The organism is Massilia sp. YIM B02763 (genome assembly GCF_030412015.1).
In the GTDB taxonomy this organism is placed as follows: Bacteria; Pseudomonadota; Gammaproteobacteria; order Burkholderiales; family Burkholderiaceae_D; genus Telluria.
This window is the reverse complement of the sequence record NZ_JASNRD010000012.1, coordinates 1-20,196: the sequence shown is the minus strand read 5'-3', so window position 1 is coordinate 20,196 and position 20,196 is coordinate 1. Positions and strand designations below refer to the sequence as shown.

Genomic DNA, 20,196 nt, shown 5'->3' with positions numbered 1-20,196 from the left:
GCGATTGCGCTGGCGGATCTAGTTGTCCTTGGTCATTATTCTGCTATCTCATCAAATTCGGCAAATAGCGGCCATGAAACTCGTGAACCTCAAGATTTCCACCCGCCTGGGCTTGCTCGGCGGCTTGTTCCTGTGCGCGCTGCTGATCGTCAGCCTGAATGCCTGGTACGCGCTCGGGGAAGCCAATGCGCGCGCGTCCGCCGCGCTGGACAAGGTCGAGGCGCTGGCCCTTGCCGCCGACACGGCCCGCGCCGCCCAGGTCGAATTCAAGATCCAGGTGCAGGAATGGAAAAACATCCTCGTACGCGGCAGCGATCCGGCCGCGCTGGCGAAGTACCGGGATGCCTTCGGCAAGAGCGGCAGCGCCACGCTGGCCAAGCTGGGGGAACTGGAAGGCCAGCTGGGCAAGCTCGGCGTGCCGTCCGAGAAGGTCGGGGATGCCCAGTCCGCGCTGCGCGAACTGAACGAACGCTACCTGGCCGCGCTGAAGACCTGGGACGCCGCCGACCCGGCCAGCTACCAGCGCCTCGATGCCCAGGTCAAGGGCATGGACCGCGCGCCGACCGCGAAGATCGACGGCATCGTCGCCACCATCCTGGACCATGCGCACGCCACCATCGCCACCATGAAGCAGGAAAAGCAGGAAGCCGAGCAGGCGGAGCGCAGGCTGGCCATCGCCACCTTCCTGAGCGTGCTCGCGGTTGCCGCCGCCATCACGCTGTGGCTGGCGCGCAGCATCACCCGTCCGATCCACCAAGCGGTGGCGATCGCCGGCACCGTCGCGGCGGGCGACCTGTCGCATCCGATCGTGGTCGACCGCAAGGACGAAGTCGGCATGCTGCTGGCGTCGCTGCGCCACATGCAGGACAGCCTGGCGGGCATCGTCGCGCGCGTGCGCAGCGGCACCGACACGATCTCGGTGGCCACCAGCGAAATCGCCCAGGGCAACCAGGACCTGGCGGCGCGCACCGAGGAGCAGGCCAGCTCGGTGGAGGAAACGGCGGCGTCGATGGAGCAGCTGACGTCGATCGTGCGCCAGAGCCGGGACAGCGCCGGCGAAGCACGACGGATGGCCGAAGAGGCGTCCGGCGTGGCCGAGCGCGGCGGCGTCGCGGTCGCGCAGGTGGTCGGCACGATGGGCGAGATCGATGCCTCGTCGCGCAAGATCGTCGACATCATCGGCGTCATCGACGGCATCGCGTTCCAGACCAATATCCTCGCCCTGAATGCCGCCGTGGAAGCGGCGCGCGCGGGGGAGCAGGGCCGCGGCTTCGCCGTCGTGGCCAGCGAAGTGCGCACGCTGGCCCAGCGCTCGGCCGCAGCGGCGAAGGAAATCAAGACGCTGATCGGCGACTCGGTCGACAAGGTGCAGGCGGGCAGCCGCCTCGTGGGCGAAGCGGGCAGCACGATGGAAGACGTGGTGGCCAGCGTGCGCCGCGTGGCGTCCATCATCGCCGAGATCACGGACCACGCCGTGCGCCAGAGCGACGGCATCATCCAGATCAACGAGACCATGGGGCAGATGGACACGGTGGTCCAGCAGAACTCGGCGCTGGTCGAGGAAGCCGCCGCCGCGGCCGACGCCCTGCAGCAGCAGGCGATGGCGCTGGCCGACGCGGTCGGCGTGTTCAAGCTGGCGGGGGACCGTACCGATGCGGTGGCGGCGCCGGTAGCGCGCGCCGCCGCGCCGCGCCTGGCGGTGCGCGCGCCGTCCGAGGCCCGCGAGTGGGAAACCTTCTAGGTCACTGCTTGCTGGCGCCCCAGGGGAAGAACCACGCCAGCGGCTTGTCCACCCGTTCCGACCACGATTTCTCGTCGTGGCGCGCCCCTTCGGCGGAATGGAACATCAGGTCCGCGCCTTCCTTGTAGCCCTTGCCCAGCATGGCGTCGCGCATCTTGAGCGTGTCGGCCACGCCGTCGTCTCGGGTGCCGGCGTCGAGGTAGAAGCGCACGGGCACCTTGTTCGCCGGCTTGCTGCTCGGCGCGCCGTCGTTCCACCAGAACGAACCGGACATGGCACCCGCCTGCCCGAACAGGTCCGGGTGGCGCTGGGCGATGAGCACCGCGGCCAGGCCGCCGAGCGAGGAGCCGAGGATGGCGGTGCCGTCCTTGCCGGGCAGGGTGCGGTAGTTGCGGTCGACGAAGGGCTTCACCGTCGCCGTCACGAAGGTGTCGTAGGCGTTGATCCGCCCGCCGCCGTATTTCGGATCGCAGCAGGGCGTGTATTCGGGGATGCGGTCGGCCGTGGCGTCGATGCCGACCACGATCACCTCGTCCATCACGCCGGTGGCGACCAGGCGGTTGATCGTCTCGTCGACGCGCCATTCGACGCCGAACGCCGCCGTCTTCGCGTCGAACAGGTTCTGGCCGTCCTGCATGTACAGCACCGGGTAGCGCTTGGCCGGGTTTTCCTCGTAGCTGGGCGGCAGGTAGATGCGCAGGCTGCGCTTGTTGTTCAGCTGCGGCGAGGCGAAGTCCTTCACGATGCTCACCTTGCCGAACGGCGCGCCGAAGAACGGGTAGATGTCGACCGTGGCGCCGGGCGCCAGCTTGTAGACGCCGCCGATCGAGACCTTGTCCTCGCCCAGCGTCGGCTTCATGGCGATCTCGCCCAGCGCGTCCGGCCAGGTATAGGTCCAGACGTTCAGGGGCGCATCGGACGGCGTCGCGGCGACGCCCTTGGACCAGCCGGCCGCGCCCTTGTCGGCGCGGATGCGGATGCCTTCCTTGCCCGCCGCGTAGTGCACGCGCACGGTGGTGGCGCCGGCATCGGCGCCGGCCATCAGCAGGCCGGCGGCCAGCGCCGCCAGGCCCTTGGTAAACAGCTTCATCGTTCGTATTCCCGCTTGTTGCCTGCAGGGCGGCACGCCGGCTTCAGTGTGTCGCTGTTCAGCGTGTCTTCAGCAGGCGCACCCCGTAGATGTCGAAGCGGTTGGATGGACCCTCGACGCCGCCGGCCGCGCTGAACGTGCTGTTGCTCTGCAGGTAGCTCATGTTGTAGAAGTCGCTCATCCGGATGCGGTAGGCCTGGCCCGCCTTCAGGCGCGCCGTCAACGGGGTCGAATACACGGTGGGCGTATTCGCCTTGTCGATGCGCGCATGCGGCAGCTGGATCACGCCGCCGGCGACGGCCTGGCCCGATGCATCCTCGAGCGCCAGCCATTTTACGCCACCGCTGATGCCCAGGTTCACCTGGTTGGCGCCGTTGTGATAGCGGACCTGGATGGCATAGTCTCCGTCGCCGTCCACGCGCACGTCGTTCACGACGAAGCGGTCGTCCGGCTTGCCCCAGCCGGCCAGGTGCGGCTCGGCGAAGCGCGCGTTCGGTCCGGCCAGCGGCACGCTCGCGGACACGCGCTTGTCCGTCGCGGCGATCGACACGCCGGCATCGACGCAGCGCGGCATGCCATGGTGGCTGTAGTTGTTCGACGCGGCGAACACGGCTTCGGCGGCGTAGCAGGCGGTGGCGGGTGCGCCGCGGTCGGTCCAGCTGCCGGGCGCCAGCCTGGATGCCACCAGCCTGCCGTCGCGGTACAGGTTGTAGGTGGCGGCGGGGCCCGCGGCCGCACCGATGACGACGGTGTTGTCCTTGCCGCTGCGCGCGACGGCGGCGATCCGCGGCTCGCGCGGGCCGAACACGGCCGGCGTCTCCTCGTACGGGTTCGCGTCCACGCGGCGGATGGCAGGGCTGCTCGTCACCAGCTTGCCCAGCACGACCTCGATGCGGCTGCCGTCCTTCAGCTGGTCCCAGGAGAGCGTCTTCGATGCCGGCTTGCCGTCGACGAGGATGCGTTCGACGTCGTAGTAGCCGTTCGTCCCGGCGGGGGCGGCCGGCGGCAGCCGAAGCGTCACGGTCAATGCGCGGCCCTGCAGCCGCAGATTGGCCAGGCTGGCGCGGTCGGTGTCCTTGAACACGCCGGCGCGCAGCTTCTCGGTCACGAAGGGCGCGACCTCGATGCCGGTCGCCGTGGTCGAGACGCCGAACACGTCGCGCACCACCATGCCGATGTAGGCGCCCACGGACCACAGCTGGCGGCGCGAATTGATCACCGGGCCGATCAGGTTCGGATGCGCTTCGTCCAGCAGCACGGACTGGCCGGACAGCCACTCGAGGTTTTCCATGTTCGACATGTTCAAGGCCGCGCCGCGCACCAGCGAATCGTAGGCGGCATCGGCCACCGCCGCGTTGCGGCCCATGATCGCCGCGCGCAGGCCGTAGCCCGTGACGAACGGCCACATCGCGCGGTTGTGGTAGACCGGCATGTCGTATTGCTGCGGCCAGATCACGGGCGCGCCCATCGGGCCGTGCGGGTAGCTGGCCAGGATGCGCCGGGCCTGGTCCGCATCGGCGATGCCCGTGACGATGGCCAGCGACTGGCCGAGCCAGTCGAATTTGTGCAGCGGGGCGCCGTCGAGGTGGGCGGCCGTGAGGCTGCTGTACATGCCGGCGTCGTCCAGCCACAAACGTTCGTTGATGGCGCGCTTCAGTTGCGCGGCCCAGGTTTCGTAGCGCGCGGCCTTGTCCTTGTCGCGCGCCTCGCGTGCCAGGTCCGCGGCCAGGCGCAAGGCCTTGTAGTGGCCGGCGTTGGTCGACAACGCCTTGGCGCTGGCCATCGAGGACAGGTCGGACGGGATCCAGCTGGCGTAGCTCTGGTCGCGCCAGTCCAGGAAGGATTCCTCGCCCGTGTACAGGCCGGACACCTTGTCGAAGGCGGCGATGCGGTCGTTCTCGATGGTGTTGGTGAGCGCTTCCAGCGCACGCGCTGCGAAGGCCTCGCGCTCCCGCGGGGCCAGGTTCTTCAGCACTTCCTCGGCCGCGAAGGCCCAGGTGATGCGGTCGGTGCTGACGGGCCAGCTGCCGCCGCTGCCCGTATCTTGTACGATCTGGACGCTCTGCAGGCCGCCGCCGCTGCTCGCCACCTGCGGCGCCTTCGGCACGCCCGCGCGCCAGCCGGACAGCTTGAAGTCGAGCGAGTTGCGGGAGCGCTGCGGGTCGAGCATGCCCAGGCCCAGGTCGACGGCGTAGGACAGGTCGCGCGTCCACACGTAATGCCATTTTTCTCCCGTCTCGAAGCAGTCGCAGGGAATCGCGGCATTGCCGTTGTAGTTGCCGTCGCGGATCTCCTTGACCGAGTCTTCCTTCATCTCGCGCCCGGCCAGCGCGAACAGCGCGTCGAAGGCCAGGTTCCCGCTGCGTACATAAGGCAGCGACGCATCCTCTCGGTAGCTGCGGGTTTGCGGGCCGGGGTCGCGCAGCTGCATCGTGGTCGAATGCGCATAGGTGCGCAGGCCCGCCTGCGCTTGCCTGGTCGAGAATCGCGCCGTTTCCTGTTTGCCGTCCCAGGTCGGAAACACGAGCGATTCCTCCACCGCCGCGCCCTGGTGCGGATCGGCGGCCGGGCCCTGCGCCGGCGTCTCGATGCGCGTCACGCTCAGCACGGGCTTGCCGGGGTCGGAGACGTCGACGCGGAAGCGGTAGGTCGCCGTCTGCTTGCTGAACAGGTAGTCCTCGGGACCGGCTTCCGTCGCGAGCAGATACGCCTTGCCGAGCGCCACCGTCACGGTGGCCGCTGGATCGGCGACCCATTCCGCGTTCCAGTCCTTGCTGCCGATCTTGAAGGCGTGGTTGCCGGGGCTGACGAGGATGTCGGTCTCGTAGACCCCCTTGCCCTTGTAGGCGAGGACGTTGTCGGTGCCCCAGCCGTTGAAGGCGCCGCGCACGTAGATGTCGTAGCGCAGCGGCGGCGCTTCGGCGGCAGCCGCGGCGACGGCGGCGATGGATTGGGAGAAGAGGGCGAGTGCGATGAGGGATGTTTTCATGGCGTAGGGTGGGCACCACGTGCCTACCAGAACGTTTGCGGTGTGTTGGCGTTGCGGTGGGCACGTGGTGCCCACCCTACGATCAGATGTCGAGGATGACGACAGAGCCGGCCGGCAGCTTGATCTCGTCCTTCAAATTGAAAGTCTTGCCGGTCAGGACGTCGGTGCCGGACGCCACGCCCGCCAGCATTTCGCGGAAGCGCTCCGCCTTCAGCGTCACGTCCTTCTTGTTCGCGTTCATGGCCACCATCACCTTCTTCGTGCCGTCATAGCGGAAGTACACATAGGTATTCTGCTCGGGGCCGTAGTGCATCAGCTTCCCGTGGTGGATCAGCGGGGTGTTCTTGCGCCAGTTGACGAGCTTGCGCACGAAGTCCTGCGCTTCCTTCTCGCGCTTGCCCAGGCCCTTGCCCGTGAAGGCGTCGATGCGGTCGCCGGCCCAGCCGCCCGGGAAGTCGTGGCGGTAGCTGTTGTCGTCGCGGACCTTGGTCTCGCTCGTCATCAGGATTTCGTCGCCCGTATAGAAGTGCGGGATGCGCGGCATCGTCATCAGGAACACGATGTCCATCTTGTAGCGGTCGTAGTCCTCGTTCACGACGCTGTAGATGCGCGCCATGTCGTGGTTGCCCTCGAACAGCACCAGGCGCTGGGGGTCCGGATACAGATAGTCCAGCGACAGCGTCTCGTAGACGTTGCCGAAGATGTTCTCTCCCTTCCGGTCGGCGAGGGCGTCGCGCATCGCCTCGGTCAGCGGGAAGTCCATCAGGCTGGGCATGTGGCTCACGTAGCCGTCGAAGTTGACCTTGCCGCGCTGCCAGTGCGAGACGACGGCCGGCAGCTTGCTCCACTCCTCGCCGACCATGTTCAGGTTCGGGTATTCGGCCATCAGGCGCTTCGTGAATTCGCCGAGGAAGGCGCCGTCGGAATAGCCGAAGGTGTCGATGCGCAGGCCCGACAGGCCGGCGTACTCGATCCACCAGATATTGTTCTGGATGAGGTAGTTGGCCACCAGCGGATTCGTCTGGTTCATGTCCGGCATCGTTGGCGCGAACCAGCCGGTGGTGAAGTTCTCGGCGTCTTCGCGGGATGCGTACGGGTCCTGCACGGCGGTGCGGTGGTGCATGGTCGGCACGAACTTGCCGTGGTTGACCCAGTCCGGCGTCGGCAAGTCCTTCATCCACCAGTGGTTCAAGCCGATATGCGACAGCACCACGTCCTGGATCAGGCCGATGCCGTGCTGCTTCGCCGCGCGCGACAGGCGCAGGTAGTCCTCGTTGCTGCCGTAGCGCGGATCGATCCGGTAGTGGTTCGTGGCGGCGTAGCCGTGGTAGGACGCGGCCTTCATGTCGTTCTCGACCAGCGGCGTGGGCCACAGCTGGGTGAAGCCCAGGCCGGCGATGTAGTCGAGGTGGTCGATCATGCCCTGGATGTCGCCGCCGTGGCGGCCGTGGCCCAGCTTGCGATCGAGCTTGTCGGGCAGGCCGTCGATGCTGTCGTTCTTCGGATCGCCGTTGGCGAAGCGGTCCGGCATCACCTGGTAGATCGCGTCCTTGGTGTCGAAGCCCTGGCGCTGCGCGGAACCGGCTTCGCGCGGCAGCAGGCGGTAGGCATAGCTGGTGCCGCGGCCCGCGTCGGGACCCTGGCCGCGCAGGTCGATGACGAAGCTGCCCGGCTTGACCGTGGGCGAGAGTTCCAGGTCGATGAACAGGTAGTTGCGGCTGGCCACCCGCGTCACCTGCGCGATGCGCACGCCGGGATAGTCGATGGACGGTTCCAGGTCAGCGATGGCGCGGCCGTGCACCATCAGCTGCAGGCGCTTGTCGTGCATGCCCGCCCACCAGAACGGCGGGTCCATGTGGTCGATGACGGTGGGGGCGGCGGCGGATTCGGCAGCGGCAGGGGCGGTGGCCGGGGTCTGGGCGTGGGCGCCGGCGGCCAGGAAGGCGCTGCCGATCAGGAGGGTGGCAAGGGTCTTGTTCATGCGGTCGGTGTCTCCAGTAAGGCGGGCGGATGCGTCGACGTAGCCTAACTACATTCGATGCAGCGTGAAATTCGGGCTGGAAAGATGCCCTTTTTCTATTATTTCCTGGAGAATACTACAGGCTCGATAGGTCGACAACGCAAGCGTACAACCGTGCTTCTAGTTTTCCTACGCTGACGTGATGGCATAAGGCAAGGGATTTACCGAATTGCGCATCCGTTCCGTAAATCTACTACGTGTTTTCGCACCAAAATCGTGCAAAAACGAACAAAATTGGTGCTTAGCAAGGGGCTTGTAGTACGACTACAGTGTCTGTATGTCCAGTTTGTAGCCGGAATACAACGAAAAACCGTGGTATTTTGTGAGTTTTACGTAAAAACCCTACATTCAAGTAGTCCAAAGTAAGTCACGTTGACAGTGCATCTAGTTTTAGTACAGAATCCTTGACAGAACGTCCAATAGAACGTTTGCATCTGGCTCCCGTGTTGTTGGCTCTAGGGCAAACGTTTCGGGACAAAAAAACGCAGTTCTGTACGATTTTGAGGGGACACATGAACCTTTTCGCTAGCAAGCGCTCGGCGGGCTCCGTGCCGGCCCGCACCCGCACCGCCTTCCAACTCAGCCCGGTCGCAGCCGGTTGCGCCGTCTTCATCGCTTTGGCGAGCCACGCCGCCTACGCGCAGGAAACCACCACCGACACGCCGGCCAACACGACCAACGCCAATACCCAGGCCGCAGCCGCCAGCGGCGCCGCCAATAGCGGCGTGCAGACCGTCAAGGTGACCGGCATCCGCCGCGGCATCGAGGCGGCCATCTCGGTCAAGAAGAACAACGACTCCATCGTCGAGGCGATTTCCGCCGAAGACATCGGCAAGCTGCCGGACCAGTCGATCGCCGAATCGATCTCGCGCCTGCCGGGCCTGACCGCCCAGCGCGACGAACACGGCAACGCGTCCGTGATCTCGATCCGCGGCATGTCCCCGGCCTTCTCGACGGGCCTGTTGAACGGCCGCGAGCAGGTGTCCGTGGGCGACAACCGCAACGTCGAATTCGACCAGTACCCGGGCGAGATGCTGTCCGGCGTGACCGTGTACAAGACCCCGGACGCCGGCCTGGTCGGCCAGGGCCTGTCGGGCACCATCGACATGCAGACCGTGCGCCCGCTGGACTTCAACAAGCGCACCGTGGCATTCAACTACCGCCGCGAAAAGAGCGGCCTGGGCATGGATTCGCATGGCCACGGCAATCGCACCACCTTCTCGTACATCGACCAGTTCGCGAACCGCCAGGTCGGCATCGCCTTCGGCTTCGCGCGCCTGCAGGGCATCAGCGGCAACACCACGCGCTTCGGCTCGTGGGGCAACGGCACCACCACCTACAACGGCCAGACCGTCAACATCCCGTACACCGGCATGGAGGCGTTCACCGAGACCTATGCGCAGGAACGCAACGGCCTGATGGGCGTGATCCAGTACCGTCCGAGCCGCGACTTCTCCAGCACGGTCGACCTGTTCTATTCGAAGTACGACCGCGACACCCGCACCCACGGCATCCAGCTGCCGCTGTCGGATGCGACCAACAACGCCTACGACCAGCCGGGCCGCCTGATCAATGCGACGCTGTCGGGCAATACCGTCACCTCGGGCCAGTTCAACAACGTGCGCGCCGTGCTGCGCAACGACGCCGTCAGCTTCAGCGACACCTCGAAGTCGATCGGCTGGAACAACAAGCTGAAGCTGAACCAGGACTGGACCGCGAACCTGGACCTGTCGTTCAACTCGGCCGAACGCGTCGGCACCAATATCGAGACCTACGGCAGCGGCACCGGCTTCGACACGGTCGGCTTCGCGGCCGGCAGCCAGGCCTTCACCACCGCCGTGAACTACGCCGATCCGGCATCGGTCCGCCTGACCGACCCGCAGGGCTGGGGCGGCGCCGACATCCAGGCCGGCTACGTCAAGTTCCCGCATAATTACGACAAGCTGGGCGCCGTGCGCTTCGACCTGACCCGCGACCTCGACAACCTGTGGGGCGTGTTCAGCAAGGTCAACTTCGGCGCCAACGTCACCAACCGCTCGAAGACCCGCGACTACACGGAGAACCTGCTGTCGATCAAGGGCAGCACCAGCCCGTTCGCCTCCGCGGCCTTCCCGTCGGGTTCCGGCGCCGCGCTGGCAGGTACCAGCGGCATCAACATGCTGACCTTCGACCCGATCGCCAACCTGAATTCGGTGTACGACCTGAAGGCCAAGCTGCACCCGGACATCTACAACAAGGACTGGGTCGTCAAGGAAAAGGTCTCGACCGCGTTCGCCAAGCTGAACATCGATTCGCAGATCGGCCCGATGCCGGTGCGCGGCGCCCTGGGCCTGCAGCTGGTCCACACCCAGCAGGAATCGACGGCCTTCTCCGTGGATGAAAACGGTGGCGCCAACGAAAACACCCGTCCGACCGGCAACTACACGGACGGCACCAGCTACAACGACGTGCTGCCGAGCCTGAACCTGATCGGCGACCTGGGCCACCAGCAATCGCTGCGCCTGTCGGTGGCCAAGATCATGGCCCGTCCGAACCTGAACGACATGCGCGCCTCGAGCAACTTCAGCTTCGACCAGACCCGCGGCCAGTTCACCGGCGACGGCGGCAACCCGCAGCTGAAGCCCTTCCGCGCCAAGTCCTTCGACCTGTCGTACGAGAAGTACTGGGACAACAAGGCCTACGTCAGCGCCGCGCTGTTCTACAAGAAGCTCGATACCTATATCGTGAACGCCGGCCGTACCTTCGACTTCACCCCGCTGCTGCTGCCGACCTCGTACCAGGCACCGAGCAATATCGGTATCTATACCTCGCCGGTGAACGGCTCGGGCGGCAACATCAAGGGCGTGGAACTGGCGGCGTCGATGCCGTTCAACCTGATCACCCGTTACCTGGACGGCTTCGGCGTGGTGGCCAACGTCGCCCAGAACAGCAGCGCCGTGTCGCTGCCGGACACCACCAACGGCGGTTCCGGTTCGATGATGCTGCCGGGCCTGTCCAAGCGCGCCGCCAGCCTGACCCTGTACTACGAGAAGAACGGCTTCTCGGCGCGTGCGGCGGAGCGCTACCGCTCGGACTTCATCGGCGAAGTGTCGAACAACACGGGCGACCGCGAGCTGACCTACTTCCAGGGCGACAAGGTCGTCGACCTGCAGTTCGGCTACGAGTTCCAGACCGGCGCGATGAAGGGCCTGTCGCTGCTGCTCGAGATGAACAACGTCAACGACGCGCCGTACATGCGCTATCGTAAGACCAAGGACAACGTCATCGAGGACAAGCGCTTCGGCCGTACCGTGATGATCGGTCTGAACTACAAGATCTGATCCGTGTTGGCGTGAGCCGACAACGAGCCCCTCTCCCGTATCGGGAAGAGGGGCTTTTTTGTATGCTGTGAAGACCATGACAGAACATCCCATCAAGACCATCGTGATCGTCGGCGGCGGCACCGCCGGCTGGATGGCCGCCGCCGCGCTGGCGCGCCTGCTGCAGAACAAGTATGCGATCCGCCTCGTCGAGTCGGACGAGATCTCCACCGTCGGCGTCGGCGAATCGACGATCCCGATGATCCGCCTGTTCAACAACGTCCTCGGCATCAACGAGGACGAGTTCGTGCGCGAAACGAAGGCCACGTTCAAGCTCGGCATCGAGTTCGAGGACTGGGGCCATGTCGGCGAGCGCTACATGCACGGCTTCGGCAAGTTCGGCCAGGACCGCGGCACCGTCGACTTCTTCCAGTACTGGCTGCGCGCCCACCTGGCCGGCCAGGCGCCGGACCTGGAGCGCTACTCGATCAACCGCATGGCGGCGCAGGCATCGAAGTTCATGCGGGCGACCAACGAGGTCGCGAATTCCCCGCTGGCCGACATCGTGTACGCCTTCCACCTCGACGCCGGCCTGTACGCGCGCTACCTGCGCAAGTACGCGGAGGCGCGCGGCGTCGTGCGCACCGAAGGCAAGATCGTCGACGTGCGCCGCCGGCCGCTGGACGGTTTCATCGACGCCGTCGTGCTGCAGGGCGGCGAGGCGGTGCGGGGCGAATTGTTCCTCGACTGTTCCGGCTTCCGCGGCCTCCTGATCGAGCAGACCCTCATGACGGGCTTCGAGGACTGGAGCCACTGGCTGCCGTGCGACCGCGCCTGGGCCGTGCCCTGCGAACTGGCGCCCGACCTGCTGCCCTACACCCGCGCCAGCGCGCGCCCGGCCGGCTGGCAGTGGCGCATCGGCCTGCAGCACCGCACCGGCAACGGCCACGTGTATTCGAGCCGCCACATGAGCGACGACGAGGCGGCATCGATCCTGATGAAGAGCCTGGACGGCAAGCCGCTGGCCGATCCCAGGCTGCTGCGCTTCACGGCGGGCCGGCGCCGCAAGACCTGGAACAAGAACGTGGTGGCCGTCGGGCTGTCCTCGGGTTTCCTGGAGCCGCTGGAATCGACGTCGATCTACCTGATCCAATCGAGCCTGCAGCGCCTCGTGAGCCTGTTCCCCGACCAGGGCTTCGACCAGGCCGACATCGACGAGTACAACCGCCAGGGCGACTTCGAGATCGAGCGCATCCGCGACTTCATCATCCTGCACTACCACGCGACCCGGCGCGACGACACGCCTTTCTGGGACCACGTGCGCACGATGGAGATCCCGGAAACGCTGCGCCGCAAGATGGCCCTGTACCGCAGCCACGGCCGCGTTGTGCGGGAAAACAACGAATTGTTCACGGAGATCGGCTGGCAGCAGGTGTTGCACGGGCAGGGCATCCGCCCGCGCGCGGCGCATCCGCTGGCGGGGCTGATGGACGACGAAGAGCTGGGCGGCTTCCTTGGCAATATCGAGCGGGTGGTGGGCAAGTGCGTGGAGGTGATGCCGTCGCATCGGGATTTCATAGACGCGATTGCCAAGGCGGGCAAATAAGCAACCGTCGTCCCTGCGAAGGCAGGGACCCATGCTGAGCACCAGAAATCCGTAACTCAATGCATTCTGCAGCGCTCGAGAGAGCCGGAATCCTGCTCTTCAGCATGGGTCCCCGCCTCCGCGGGGACGACGGCGCTGCAGGCGGAAAATCAAATAATCGGAGCCTCGGCCCCGCAACAGAGTAAACTGCAGGTTTGCTTTCGATTTTCTAAGAGATTTTTTTCCATGCTTGACACCCCGCTCCAGACGTTTGCCGACCTGAATATCCCCGCGCCCATCCTCAAGGCGCTCAAGGATGTCGGCTACGAAACCCCGTCGCCCATCCAGGCGGCCACCATTCCGCTGCTGATGGAGGGACGCGACGTGCTGGGGCAGGCGCAGACCGGTACCGGCAAGACCGCGGCCTTCGCCCTGCCGGCGCTGTCCAACGTCGACGTCAGGAACCCGGCCGTGCAGGTGCTCGTGCTGGCGCCCACGCGCGAGCTGGCGATCCAGGTCGCCGAAGCCTTCCAGAGCTATGCGGCGCACATGAAGAACTTCCACGTGCTGCCGATCTACGGCGGCCAGAGCTACGGCCCGCAGCTGTCGGCGCTGCGCCGCGGTGTGCAGGTCGTCGTGGGCACGCCGGGCCGCGTGATCGACCACATCGAGAAGGGCTCGCTCGACCTGTCGCAGCTGAAGACGCTGGTGCTGGACGAGGCCGACGAAATGCTGCGCATGGGCTTCATCGACGACGTCGAGCACATCCTGCAGCAGACCCCGGAAGGCCGCCAGACCGCGCTGTTCTCGGCCACCATGCCGGCGCAGATCAAGCGCATCGCCAAGACCTACTTGAACGAGCCGAGCGAAGTAACGGTCGCCGCCAAGACGACGACAGCGACCAATATCACCCAGCGCTACTGGCTCGTGGCCGGCATGCAGAAGCTCGATGCGCTGACCCGCATCCTGGAAGCCGAGCCGTTCGACGGCATGATCATCTTCGCGCGCACCAAGCTGGGCACCGAGGAACTCGCGGCCAAGCTGCAGGCGCGCGGCTTCGCGGCGGCCGCCATCAACGGCGACATGGCCCAGCAGCAGCGCGAGCGCACGATCGACCAGCTCAAGAACGGCAAGATCGACATCCTGGTCGCCACCGACGTCGCCGCGCGCGGCCTGGACGTCGAGCGCATCAGCCACGTGATCAACTACGACGTGCCGTCGGACCCGGAAAGCTATACCCACCGCATCGGCCGCACGGGCCGCGCGGGACGCAGCGGCGACGCGATCCTGTTCGTGACCCCGCGCGAGCGCGGCCTGCTCAAGGCCATCGAGCGCGCCACGCGCCAGCCGGTGGCGCCGCTGTCGCTGCCGACTATCAAGGCCGTGAACGAAGTGCGCATCACCCGCTTCAAGGAACAGATCGCGCAGACGCTGGCCGCCGGCGGCCTGGACGTGTTCCGCTCGCTGGTCGAGGAATACGAGCGCGAGCAGAACGTGCCGGCGATCGACATCGCCGCCGCGCTGGCCAAGCTGTACCGGGGCGATGAGCCGCTGCTGCTGGAAAAGCCGGACCGCGAGCCGAAGGTCGCGGAGTGGAAGGAACGTGAGGAGCGGCCGGCCCGCGCCGGCCGCGAATCGTTCGGCGACGACCGTCCGCCGCGCGCGCCGCGCGAACCCGGCTTCAAGAAAGAACGCGTGCAGCGCGATCCGGAGCCGGGCATGGCGACCTACCGCATCGAGGTGGGCCACTACCACGGCGTCAAGCCGGGCAATATCGTCGGCGCCATCGCCAACGAAGGTGGCGTGGCGTCGAAGTCGATTGGCCGCATCGAGATCTACGACGACTACAGCACGCTGGACATGCCGGCCGACCTGCCGCAGGACCTGATCGACCACCTCAAGAAGGTGTGGGTCGCGGGCCAGCAGATGCAGATGACGCGCGACGGCGAACCGCTGCCGGAAAAGAAGCCGGCGGCCAAGAAGCGCTTCGGCGACAAGAAGCCCTATAAAAAGAGCTGATTGCCGCGTTGCGCGGTAGGGTGGACGGCTTTGCCGTCCACGCGTCCGACTCCGCTTGCGGTCTCGACGCGTCGGGCGATAACGATCACCGCGTGGACGGCTTTACCGTCCACGCGTCCGACTCCGCTTGCGGTCTCGACGCGTCGGGCGATAACGATCACCGCGTGGACGGCTTTGCCGTCCACGCGTCCGACTCCGCTTGCGGTCTCGACGCGTCGGGCGATACCGATCACCGCGTGGACGGCTTTACCGTCCACGCGTCCGACTCCGCTTGCGGTCTCGGCGAATTGGGCGATAACGATCACCGCGTGGACGGCTTTACCGTCCACGCGTCCGACTCCGCTTGCGATCTCGGCGAATTGGGCGATAACGATCACCGCGTGGACGGCGGAGCCGTCCACCCTACGTTGTTTAACTACAAAATCGTCGGTAACGCCCATTTATATATAGTACGTGTCGAATTGACACTCATCCGTCCCCCATGTTACTTTGCTACATGGTTAGCCTGGCAGCAGTCCGGGCAGGTTAGGGGACACGGATGGAAATGAATATCAACTCGCTCAAGCCGCGCCTGTCGTTCTGGCAGCTGTGGAACATGAGCTTCGGCTTCTTCGGCATCCAGTTCGGCTTCGCGCTGCAGAACGCCAATACCAGCCGCATCTTCGCCACGCTCGGCGCCTCTCCCGACGACCTGCCGCTGTTCTGGCTCGCCGCGCCCGTCACGGGCCTGCTGGTGCAGCCGGTGATCGGCTACCTCAGCGACAATACCTGGCACCCGACCTGGGGCCGCCGCCGTCCCTTCTTCTTCCTCGGCGCGATCTTCGCCGCGCTGGCGCTGTTCCTGATGCCCAATTCCGCCGCCGTGTGGATGGCCGTGGCCGTGCTGTGGATGATGGACGCCGCGATCAACGTGTCGATGGAGCCGTTCCGCGCCTTCGTCGGCGACAAGCTCGACGCCTCGCAGCAGACGGCCGGCTATGCGATGCAGACCTTCTTCATCGGCTGCGGCGCCGTCATCGCCTCGCTGCTGCCGACCATCTTCTCCGAGTGGCTGGGCGTGTCGAACGTGCCGGTCGACGGCAGCATTCCCGACACCGTGCGCTACTCGTTCTACATCGGCGCGCTGGTGTTCCTGGCCGCCGTCAGCTGGACCGTGTTCACCGCCGACGAACTGCCGCCGCCGGACATGGAGCGCTTCCGCGCGCAGAAGAAGGAGGCACGCAACTTCGGCGTGGCGCTGCGCGAGATCGTCGGCGGCTTCGCGCAGATGCCCAAGACGATGGTGCAGCTCGCGTTCGTCCAGTTCTTCACCTGGATCGCGCTGTTCGCGCTGTGGATCTACACGGGCACGGCGATCGCCGACAATGTCTACGGCACGACCGATGCGCAATCGGCCGCCTACCAGGAAGCGGGCAATATGGTCGGCATCATGTTCGCCGTCTACAACGGCGTGTCGGCGCTGGCCGCCTTCATCCTGCCGATCCTGGCGCGCGCCACCAGCCGCAAGGCCTGCCACGCCGTGTGCTTGGGCCTAGGCGGCCTGTCGCTGGCCAGCCTGTTCTTCATCACCGACAAGGGCCTGCTGATGCTGCCGATGATCGGCGTGGGCATCGCCTGGGCCAGCATCCTCACCATGCCGTACGCGATCCTGGCCGGCGCGCTGCCCGCCAACCGCATGGGCTACTACATGGGCCTGTTCAACTTCTTCGTCGTGATCCCGCAGATCGTCAGTGGCCTGCTGCTCGGCTTCTTCACCAAGCACCTGTTCGGCGGCCACGCCGTGCAGACGCTGGTGCTGGGCGGCGCCTGCATGCTGCTGGCGGCGGTATTGACATTGGCCGTGACGGACAAGGCCAACGCGGCCGCAAGCGCGGTGCGCCACTAAATCCGCTCCTGTCGTATCGTAATGGTTTGACAACAAACCAACGTAGCACGATTCAGGAGCGATTCATGACGATACAGACGATAGCGACCACGCCTTTCGCCGGCCAGCGTCCCGGCACCTCGGGGCTGCGCAAGAAGGTGACGGAGTTCCAGCAGCCCGGCTACCTGGAGAACTTCGTCGAGGCGATCTTCCTGACGCTGGGCGATTGCGCCGGCCGCACGCTGGTCCTCGGCGGCGACGGCCGCTACTTCAACCGCCAGGCGATCCAGACCATCCTGCGCATGGCCGCCGCGCACGGCGTGGCGAAGATCCTGGTCGGCCGCGGCGGCATCCTGTCCACGCCAGCCGTCAGCTGCGTGATCCGCAAGCACGGCGCCTTCGGCGGCATCGTGCTGTCGGCCAGCCACAATCCCGGCGGCCCGGACGGCGACTTCGGCATCAAGTACAACATCGGCAACGGCGGCCCGGCTCCGGAAAAGATCACCGAGGCCATCTTCGCGCACACCAAGGCCTTGTCCTCGTACCGCATCAGCGATGCCGGCCCCGTCGACCTGGACGCCATCGGCACCAGCCGCATCGAGGACATGCAGGTCGAGGTCATCGACCCCGTCGCCGACTATGCGGAACTGATGGGGCGCCTGTTCGACTTCGACGCCATCCGCGCCCTGTTCGCAAGCGGCTTCACCATGCGTTTCGACGGCATGAGCGCCGTCTCCGGCCCGTATGCGAAGGCGATCATCGAAGGCATGCTGGGCGCGCCTGCCGGCACCGTCGTCAACGCCGAGCCGCGCGAGGACTTCGGCGGCCACCACCCGGACCCGAACCCCGTCAACGCGGCCGAGCTGATCGCGCTGATGGACGGCCCGGACGCGCCCGACTTCGGCGCCGCCTCCGACGGCGACGGCGACCGCAACATGATCGTTGGCCGCAAGCTGGCCGTCTCGCCCTCCGACAGCCTCGCGATCATCGCGGCCAACGCCACCGTGGCGCCCGGCTACCGCGCCGGCATCAAGGGCATCGCGCGGTCGATGCCGACGTCGCAGGCGGCCGACCGCGTGGCCGCGGCGCTGGGCGTGTCCTGCTTCGAGACGCCGACCGGCTGGAAGTACTTCGGCAACCTGCTGGACGCGGGCCTGGCCACGCTGTGCGGCGAAGAGAGCTACGGCACGGGCTCCGACCACATCCGCGAAAAGGATGGCGTGTGGGCCGTGCTGTTCTGGCTGAACCTGCTGGCCGCGAGCGGCAAGTCCGTCAACCAGATCGTCGAGGAACACTGGGCCCGCTTCGGCCGTAACTATTATTCGCGCCACGACTACGAAGCCGTCGACGCCGGCGCGGCGGAAGCCATGATGCAGGCGCTGCGCGACCAGCTCGATACGCTGGCGGGCCGGCAGTTCGGCGACTTCCGCGTGCAGCAGGCCGACGATTTCGCCTACACCGACCCGGTCGACAAGTCGGTGTCGAGCCGCCAGGGCATCCGCATCGTGATGACGGACGGCTCGCGCATCGTGCTGCGCCTGTCCGGCACCGGCACCGAGGGCGCCACCGTGCGCCTGTACCTGGAGCGCTACGAGGCCGACGCATCGCGCCACGGCCTCGCGACGCAGGAGGCGCTGGCGCCGCTGATCGACATCGCCGAGCAGGTGTCGCAACTGAAGCAGCGCACGGGGCGCGAGCAGCCGAGCGTGGTTACGTAATGCACATCCACCGCCGTCGCCCCTGCGCAGGCAGGGGCCCAATTTCTCGTCCGGATCCGCAGAAATTGGGTCCCTGCCTGCGCAGGGACGACGGTGGCTTTTTTCAACCATCCACACAGGACCACGAATGAAGATCTCCGCCCTTGCCGTCTCCCTGATGCTCGCCTTCGGCGCCGCCCATGCCGCACCCGCGCCCGCGCCGGTCAAAGGCAAACCGTTCACCTGGGAGAACGCGACCGTCTATTTCCTGCTGACGGACCGCTTCAACAACGGCAACCCGGCCAACGACCTCGCCTACGGCCGCAAGGCCGACGCGGCGACGGCGCGCGGCTTCATGGGCGGCGACCTGGCCGGCATCACGGCCAAGATCAAGGAAGGCTACTTCACGGACCTGGGCGTCGATGCGATCTGGATCACCCCGCCGGTCGAGCAGATCCACGGATCGACCGACGAAGGCACGGGCAAGTCCTACGGCTTCCACGGCTACTGGGCCCGCGACTTCACGGCCGTCGACGCCAACCTCGGCACGGAGAAGGACGTGCGCGAACTGGTCGACACGGCGCACGCGCATGGCATCCGCGTGCTGCTGGACGTGGTGATGAACCATACCGGACCCGTCACCGCGCAGGACACCGTCTGGCCGGCCGACTGGGTGCGTACCGAACCCGCGTGCGACTTCAAGACGGCCAAGGGCACGATCCAGTGCACGCTGGTGAAGAACCTGCCGGACATCCGCACCGACAGCAACGCCGCCGTGGCGCTGCCGCCGTTCCTGGCGGCGAAGTGGAAGCAGGAGGGCAGGTACGAGCGCGAGACGAAGGAGCTGGACGATTTCTTCAAGCGTACCGGCTACCCGCGCGCGCCGCGCTACTACCTGATGAAATGGCATGCCGACTGGGTGCGCAAGTACGGCTTCGACGGCTTCCGCGCCGACACCGTCAAGCACACCGAGGCCGGCATCTGGAAGGAGCTGCGCAAGGTCGCGGGCCAGGCCTACGAGGACTGGAAGCGCACGCCGGCCGGCAAGCAGGCCGTCAAGGAGATGGGCAACGTGCCGTTCTTCATGACCGCCGAGGTGTATGGGTATTCCGTGAAGAACGGCCGCGACTATGCCTACGACGACGGCACCAGGGTCGACTTCTATGCCAACGGCTTCGACAACCTGATCAACTTCAGCCTGCCGCAGGATGCGCGCGGCGGCTACGAGCAGCTGTTCGCCGATTATTCGAAGGCGCTGCACGGACCGCTGCAGGGCGTCTCTGTCTTGAACTACGTCGACTCGCACGATGACGGCAACCCGTTCGACGCGCAGCGCCAGCATCCGATGGAGTCGGCCAACAAGCTGCTGCTGGCGCCGGGCGCCGCCCAGGTCTACTACGGCGACGAGACGGCCCGCGTGCTCAAGATCGACGGCGCCGAAGGCGACGCCAACCTGCGCTCCTTCATGAACTGGGATGCGCTGAAAGCCAACACGCGCGTGGGCCTGTACGGCGCCGCCGACGTGCGCGACCACTGGGCGCGCCTGGCGCGCTTCCGCCACGCCCATCCGGCCGTCGGCGCGGGCGTGCACCAGATGATCGCGTCCAGCCCCTACACCTTCAAGCGCACCTACGACAAGGACGGCACCAGCGACCGCGTGGTCGTGGCGCTGGACTTGCCGATGGACCGCGCCGTGCCCATCTCCGTGGCCGGCGTGTTCGGCGACGGCCTCACCGTGCGCGATTGGTACACGGGCAAGACGGCCGTGGTCAAGGACGGCAAGGTGCAGTTCGACGGACGCGCGACGGTGGCGCTGATCGCGCTGGACTGAAAATGCACGTCGTTCCCGCTTTCGCGCACTGCTGTCCGGGATAAATAAGGAAGAGCAGCTA

General features: G+C 66.3%; 11 protein-coding genes. 7 read left to right on the top strand and 4 right to left on the bottom strand.

Annotated features, from left to right (window positions below):
- The first annotated feature begins 73 nt into the window (after positions 1–73).
- The gene (locus QPK32_RS15895; RefSeq protein WP_290413766.1) at positions 74–1,741 is read left to right on the top strand and encodes a methyl-accepting chemotaxis protein; all 1,668 of its coding nucleotides are present in this window, start codon (positions 74–76) and stop codon (positions 1,739–1,741) included.
- A gap of 1 nt (position 1,742) precedes the next feature.
- Here the strand turns inward: QPK32_RS15895 and QPK32_RS15890 are convergent, their stop codons facing one another.
- The 3 genes from QPK32_RS15890 to QPK32_RS15880 form a co-directional block, all read right to left on the bottom strand.
- Entirely contained in the window at positions 1,743–2,831 is a 1,089-nt protein-coding gene (locus QPK32_RS15890) for an alpha/beta hydrolase (RefSeq protein WP_290413765.1), read from the bottom strand.
- Positions 2,832–2,889: 58 nt separating this feature from the next.
- The gene (locus tag QPK32_RS15885; RefSeq protein WP_290413764.1) at positions 2,890–5,820 is read right to left on the bottom strand and encodes an esterase; all 2,931 of its coding nucleotides are present in this window, start codon (positions 5,818–5,820) and stop codon (positions 2,890–2,892) included.
- 82 nt (positions 5,821–5,902) lie between these two features.
- The gene (locus tag QPK32_RS15880; RefSeq protein WP_290413763.1) at positions 5,903–7,801 is read right to left on the bottom strand and encodes a glycoside hydrolase family 13 protein; all 1,899 of its coding nucleotides are present in this window, start codon (positions 7,799–7,801) and stop codon (positions 5,903–5,905) included.
- Positions 7,802–8,352: 551 nt separating this feature from the next.
- Between QPK32_RS15880 and QPK32_RS15875 the strand changes: the two genes are divergently transcribed.
- The 3 genes from QPK32_RS15875 (at position 8,353) to QPK32_RS15865 (ending at position 14,743) form a co-directional block, all read left to right on the top strand.
- Positions 8,353–11,160 (top strand): TonB-dependent receptor, encoded by a 2,808-nt coding sequence (locus tag QPK32_RS15875; RefSeq protein ID WP_290413762.1) that lies wholly within the window; start codon positions 8,353–8,355, stop codon positions 11,158–11,160.
- Between the two features lie 76 nt (positions 11,161–11,236).
- Positions 11,237–12,745 (top strand): tryptophan halogenase family protein, encoded by a 1,509-nt coding sequence (locus QPK32_RS15870; RefSeq protein ID WP_290413761.1) that lies wholly within the window; start codon positions 11,237–11,239, stop codon positions 12,743–12,745.
- Between the two features lie 225 nt (positions 12,746–12,970).
- The gene (locus QPK32_RS15865; protein WP_290413760.1) at positions 12,971–14,743 is read left to right on the top strand and encodes a DEAD/DEAH box helicase; all 1,773 of its coding nucleotides are present in this window, start codon (positions 12,971–12,973) and stop codon (positions 14,741–14,743) included.
- Here QPK32_RS15865 and QPK32_RS15860 read toward each other — a convergent pair.
- Complete coding sequence (locus tag QPK32_RS15860; RefSeq protein ID WP_290413759.1) at positions 14,728–15,183, bottom strand: hypothetical protein; 456 nt, start codon at positions 15,181–15,183, stop codon at positions 14,728–14,730. The genes QPK32_RS15865 and QPK32_RS15860 overlap by 16 nt on opposite strands.
- Before the next feature lie 104 nt (positions 15,184–15,287).
- Here QPK32_RS15860 and QPK32_RS15855 point away from each other — a divergent pair, with 104 nt between their 5' ends.
- The 3 genes from QPK32_RS15855 (at position 15,288) to QPK32_RS15845 (ending at position 20,135) form a co-directional block, all read left to right on the top strand.
- The gene (locus QPK32_RS15855) at positions 15,288–16,628 is read left to right on the top strand and encodes an MFS transporter (protein WP_290413884.1); all 1,341 of its coding nucleotides are present in this window, start codon (positions 15,288–15,290) and stop codon (positions 16,626–16,628) included.
- 65 nt (positions 16,629–16,693) lie between these two features.
- Positions 16,694–18,325, top strand: coding sequence for an alpha-D-glucose phosphate-specific phosphoglucomutase (locus tag QPK32_RS15850; protein ID WP_290413758.1), 1,632 nt, complete (start codon positions 16,694–16,696; stop codon positions 18,323–18,325).
- A 127-nt stretch (positions 18,326–18,452) separates the two neighbouring features.
- On the top strand, positions 18,453–20,135 hold the full coding sequence (locus QPK32_RS15845; protein WP_290413757.1) for an alpha-amylase family glycosyl hydrolase: 1,683 nt from the start codon (positions 18,453–18,455) through the stop codon (positions 20,133–20,135).
- Positions 20,136–20,196: the final 61 nt, after the last annotated feature.